The 5,582-nt window shown below is 71.1% G+C and carries 4 protein-coding genes; all 4 read left to right on the top strand.

The window, feature by feature from the left end; translation table 11 throughout:
* On the top strand, window positions 1–798 hold a 798-nt coding region (locus tag IE249_RS31335), incomplete at its 5' end, for an FAD binding domain-containing protein (RefSeq protein WP_229859645.1).
* Window positions 798–1,406, top strand: a complete 609-nt coding sequence (locus IE249_RS31330) for a (2Fe-2S)-binding protein (protein ID WP_189710264.1) — start codon at window positions 798–800, stop codon at window positions 1,404–1,406. The genes IE249_RS31335 and IE249_RS31330, both read left to right, overlap by 1 nt.
* Before the next feature lie 2 nt (window positions 1,407–1,408).
* A complete protein-coding gene (locus tag IE249_RS31325) occupies window positions 1,409–3,832 on the top strand; it encodes a xanthine dehydrogenase family protein molybdopterin-binding subunit (protein WP_189710261.1) in 2,424 nt (807 codons plus the stop codon).
* Between the two features lie 162 nt (window positions 3,833–3,994).
* Window positions 3,995–5,452: an NCS2 family permease gene (locus IE249_RS31320; protein WP_189710259.1), complete on the top strand. Its 1,458-nt coding sequence runs from the start codon at window positions 3,995–3,997 to the stop codon at window positions 5,450–5,452.
* Window positions 5,453–5,582 lie beyond the last annotated feature (130 nt).

The following is a 5,582-nucleotide window of genomic DNA, read 5'->3' as shown; positions in this document are numbered from 1 at the left end:
GTGGAGATCAACTTCGACCACCGCCGGCCCGAGTACCTCCTCGACCTCAACCGCGTCGGCGACCTCTACGAGTGGGAGGCCGGCGAGGACAGTGTGCGGCTGGGCGCCTCCGTGCCCTACGCCAAGATCATGGAAGATCTCCGTGCCGAGCTGCCCGGACTGGCGCTCGCCTCGCACACGGTCGCCTCCCCGCAGATCCGCAACCGCGGCGGCGTCGGCGGCAACCTCGGCACGGCCTCGCCCGCCGGCGACGCCCACCCCGCCCTCCTCGCGGCCGGCGCCGAGGTCGAGGCCGAGTCCGCCGCGCGCGGCACCCGCCGCATCCCGATCGACGACTTCTACACCGGCGTCAAGCGCAACGCGCTCGCCCCCGACGAGCTGATCCGCGCCGTGCACATCAAGAAGGCGGACGGGCCGCAGCAGTACTCCAAGGTGGGCACCCGCAACGCCATGGTCATCGCGGTGTGCGCCTTCGGCCTCGCCCTGCACCCCGACACCCGCACGGTCCGCACCGGCATCGGCTCCGCCGCCCCGACCCCGGTGCGCGCCCGCGCCGCCGAGGAGTTCCTGAACGCGGCCCTTCAGGAGGGCGGCTTCTGGGACAACGGCAAGGTCATCACCCCTTCCGTGGCCAAGCAGTTCGCCCAGCTGTGCTCGGCCGCCTGCAACCCGATCGACGACGTCCGGGGCACCGCCGGCTACCGCCGCCACGCGGTCGGTGTGATGGCCCGCCGGACGCTCACCTGGACCTGGGAGTCGTACCGCGGCGCCCGCAACGCCTCGAAGGGAGCCGCGTGATGCGCGTCAACCTCACCGTCAACGGACGCCCGCAGGAGGCCGACGACGTCTGGGAGGGCGAGTCCCTGCTGTACGTGCTGCGCGAGCGCCTCGGCCTGCCCGGCTCCAAGAACGCCTGCGAACAGGGCGAGTGCGGCTCCTGCACGGTCCGTCTGGACGGGGTGCCGGTGTGCTCCTGCCTGGTCGCCGCCGGGCAGGCCGAGGGCCGCGAGGTGGTGACCGTCGAGGGGCTGGCGGACTTCGCCAGGCAGCGCGCCGAGGGCGGCTGCGCGAGTGGAGCCCGCGGTGCGTCCGGCGGTTCCGGCCCGTCCGGCACGTCCCTCGACGAGGCCCGGGCACGGCAGGCCCGCGGCGCCGACTCGCACACCGGCGAGGGCACCGAACTCTCCTGCATCCAGCAGGCATTCATCGACGCCGGCGCCGTCCAGTGCGGCTTCTGCACCCCCGGTCTGCTCGTCGCCGCCGACGAGATGCTGGAGCGCAACCCCAACCCGAGCGACGCGGACATCCGCGAGGCGCTCTCGGGCAACCTGTGCCGCTGCACGGGCTACGAGAAGATCATGGACGCGGTCCGCCTCGCGGCCGCCCGGCAGTCCGAGGGGGTCTGAGCATGCCCTCCCGCAAGCTCTCAACCGCGTTCGAGCAGGGCGCTGCCCCCACCGGCGCTCCCACCAGGATCACGCAAGGGTCGCGGACCAGGGGCGGCATCGGCGAGTCCACGCTCCGCCCGGACGGCACCCTCAAGGTCACCGGCGAGTTCGCGTACTCCTCCGACATGTGGCACGAGGACATGCTCTGGGGCCAGATCCTGCGCTCCACCGTCGCCCACGCCGAGATCGTCTCCATCGACACCGGCGAGGCCCTCGCCACACCGGGCGTGTACGCCGTGATGACGTACGACGACCTGCCCGCCGACGTGAAGCACTACGGCCTGGAGATCCAGGACACCCCCGTCCTCGCCCACGGCAAGGTGCGCCACCACGGCGAGCCGGTCGCGATCGTCGCCGCGGACCACCCGGAGACCGCCCGCCGGGCCGCCGCCAAGATCAAGGTGGAGTACCGGGAACTGCCCGTCATCACCGACGAGGCGTCCGCGACCGCGCCGGACGCGGTCCTCGTCCACGAGGGCCGCACCGACCACCACTTCGGCCACGTCCCCCACCCCAACATCGTGCACCGCCAGCCGATCGTGCGCGGGGACGCCGAACAGGCCGCGAAACGTGCCGACTTCGTCGTCAAGGGCGAGTACCGCTTCGGCATGCAGGACCAGGCCTTCCTCGGCCCCGAGTCCGGGCTCGCCGTGCCCGAGGAGGACGGCGGCGTCCACCTCTACATCGCCACCCAGTGGCTCCACTCCGACCTGCGCCAGATCGCGCCCGTGCTCGGACTGCCCGAGGACAAGGTGCGGATGACGCTGGCCGGCGTCGGCGGCGCCTTCGGCGGCCGCGAGGACCTGTCCATGCAGATCCACGCCTGCCTGCTCGCGCTGCGCACCGGCAAGCCCGTCAAGATCGTCTACAACCGCTTCGAGTCCTTCTTCGGCCACGTCCACCGCCACCCCGCCAAGCTGTACTACGAGCACGGGGCGACCAAGGACGGCAAGCTGACCCACGTCAAGTGCCGGATCGTGCTGGACGGCGGCGCGTACGCCTCCGCCTCCCCGGCGGTCGTCGGCAACGCCTCCTCGCTCGGCATCGGACCGTACGTCGTCGACGACGTCGACATCGAGGCCATCGCCCTCTACACCAACAACCCGCCCTGCGGCGCGATGCGCGGCTTCGGCGCGGTGCAGGCGTGCTTCGCCTACGAGGCGCAGATGGACAAGCTGGCCGACGCGGTCGGCATGGACCGCGTGGAGTTCCGGCAGCTCAACGCCATGAGCCAGGGCACGATCATGCCGACCGGACAGCCCGTCGACTCCCCGGCCCCGGTCGCCGAACTCCTGCGCCGCGTCAAGGCGATGCCGATGCCGCCGGAGCGCCAGTGGGAGAGCTCCGAGGGAGCGGACGTACGGCAGCTGCCCGGCGGCCTGTCCAACACCACGCACGGCGAGGGCGTCGTGCGCGGGGTCGGCTACGCGGTCGGCATCAAGAACGTCGGCTTCTCCGAGGGCTTCGACGACTACTCCACCGCCCGGGTGCGCATGGAGGTCGTCGCCGGCGAGCCCGTGGCGACCGTGCACACGGCGATGGCGGAGGTCGGCCAGGGCGGTGTCACCGTCCACGCGCAGATCGCCCGCACCGAACTCGGCGTCGCCCGGGTCACCATCCACCCCGCCGACACCCAGGTGGGCAGCGCCGGTTCGACCTCCGCCTCCCGGCAGACCTACGTCACCGGCGGCGCCGTGAAGAACGCCTGCGAACTGGTCCGCGAGAAGGTGCTCGGGATCGGCCGGCGAAAGTTCGGCTCCTACCACCCCGCCTGGGCGAGCGCCGAACTCCTGCTGGAGGGCGGCAAGGTCGTCACCGACGGCGGCGAAGTCCTCGCCGACCTGGTGGACGTACTGGAGGACGAGGCCGTCGAGGTCGAGGAGGAGTGGCGGCACCGGCCGACCGAGCCCTTCGACCTGCGCACCGGACAGGGCGACGGCCACGTCCAGTACTCCTTCGCCGCGCACCGCGCCGTCGTCGAGGTCGACACCGAACTCGGCCTGGTCAAGGTGATCGAGCTGGCCTGCGCCCAGGACGTCGGCAAGGCGCTCAACCCGCTGTCCGTGGTCGGCCAGATCCAGGGCGGCACGACCCAGGGCCTGGGCATCGCGGTCATGGAGGAGATCGTCGTCGACCCCAGGACCGCCAAGGTGCGCAACCCGTCCTTCACGGACTACCTCATCCCCACGATTCTCGACACGCCGGTCATCCCCGTCGACGTGCTCGAACTCGCCGACGACCACGCGCCGTACGGGCTGCGCGGCATCGGCGAGGCCCCCACCCTGTCGTCGACCCCGGCCGTCCTCGCGGCGATCCGGAACGCGACCGGGCTGGAGCTCAACCGCACGCCCGTACGTCCGGAACACCTGACGGGCACCGCGTAGGAGCAGTCGTTCCACCGCAGGAATGACGTAGCAACCACGGCAGTACCCCCTTCAGTACCCACACGTGCGTCTCGGGCCGTCCCCCGGGTCGTCCATTCCCAAATCCCGTGCACCGCCGAGAACCACCGCACGGGTGCCCCTGTGAACCTTGGGAGATGGCCCATGACCCAGCAGTCAGTGGAGCCTACGACCACCGCCGAAGACGCGGGCGCGGGCAGCCGCGTCCCGGCGGGACGGTCCTGGCTCGACCGGTACTTCCACATATCCCGGCGGGGATCCACGGTCGCGCGCGAAGTGCGCGGCGGCGTCACCACCTTCATGGCGATGGCGTACATCCTGCTGCTCAACCCCCTGATCCTGTCCGGCAAGGACGCGGCCGGTGACACTCTCGGCCAGAAGGCCCTGATCACCGCGACCGCGTTCGCGGCGGCCTTCACCACGCTGCTGATGGGCTTCGTCGGCAAGGTGCCGCTCGCGCTCGCCGCCGGACTGTCCGTCTCGGGCGTGCTGTCCTCGCAGGTCGCCCCTGCTATGACCTGGCCGCAGGCCATGGGCATGTGCGTGATCTACGGCGTGGTCATCATGCTGCTGGTGGTCACCGGCCTGCGCGAGATGATCATGAACGCGATCCCGCCGGCGCTCAAGCACGGCATCACCATGGGCATCGGCCTGTTCATCGCCCTCATCGGTTTCTACAAGTCCGGCTTCGTGCACCAGGGCAAGGCCACCCCGGTCACCCTCGGCCCGGCGGGCGAACTCGCGGGCTGGCCCGTGCTGTTGTTCGCCGGCACCCTGCTGCTGATCTTCGCGCTCCAGGCCCGTGACATCCCCGGCGCCATCCTCATCGGCATCATCACCGGCACGGTCGTCGCGGCCGTGCTGAACGCCGCCGGCGTGGTCAAGTCCGGCGCCTGGGCCAACGGCGCCCCCGAACTCCACGGCGGCGCGGTGTCGATGCCGGACTTCTCGCTCTTCGGGCACGTCGAGTTCGGCGGCTGGGGCAAGGTCGGGGCGATGACCGTCGGGGTGATCGTGTTCACGCTGGTCCTGGCCGGATTCTTCGACGCGATGGCCACCATCATCGGCGTGGGCACCGAGGCGAAGCTCACCGACGAACAGGGCCGGATGCCGGGTCTGTCCAAGGCGCTGTTCATCGACGGCGCGGGCGGGGCGGTGGGCGGTGTGGCCGGGGGCTCCGGGCAGACCGTGTTCATCGAGTCGGCGACCGGGGTCGGCGAGGGCGCGCGCACCGGGCTCGCCTCCGTCGTGACCGGACTGTTCTTCGCGGCCTGCCTGTTCTTCACCCCGCTCACCGCGCTCGTGCCCCAGGAGGTCGCCTCGGCCGCCCTGGTGGTCATCGGCGCGATGATGCTGATGAACGCGCGGCACGTGGACTGGTCCGACCGGGCCACCGCGATCCCGGTCTTCCTGACCGTGGTGCTCATGCCGTTCACGTACACCATCACCACAGGTGTGGCCGCCGGTGTCATCTCGTACACGGTCATCAAGGCCGCCCAGGGCAGGGCGCGCGAGATCGGGGCCTTCATGTGGGGTCTGACGGCGGTCTTCCTCGTGTACTTCGCCCTCAACCCGATCGAGAGCTGGCTGGGCGTCCACTAGGGGCGCCGCCACAGGAACCGGGATCCCTCCGCACAGACTCAGTCCGAGGAGAGCGACAGATGCTGGACATCGCCGAGGAACTGAACGACTGGGCCCGGCAGGGCCGTGACTTCGCCGTCGCCACCGTGGT

The sequence above is a fragment of the Streptomyces anandii JCM 4720 genome, from assembly GCF_014650655.1.
GTDB lineage: Bacteria > Actinomycetota > Actinomycetes > Streptomycetales > Streptomycetaceae > Streptomyces > Streptomyces anandii.
Note: the sequence above shows the minus strand (reverse complement) of the source record. Positions and strands in the feature narration are given on the sequence as shown.

Coding starts and splice junctions, on each gene's coding strand:
- IE249_RS31330 (WP_189710264.1), top strand. CDS start 798: ATGCGCGTCAACCTCACCGTCAACGGACGCCCGCAGGAGGCCGACGAC.
- IE249_RS31325 (WP_189710261.1), top strand. CDS start 1,409: ATGCCCTCCCGCAAGCTCTCAACCGCGTTCGAGCAGGGCGCTGCCCCC.
- IE249_RS31320 (WP_189710259.1), top strand. CDS start 3,995: ATGACCCAGCAGTCAGTGGAGCCTACGACCACCGCCGAAGACGCGGGC.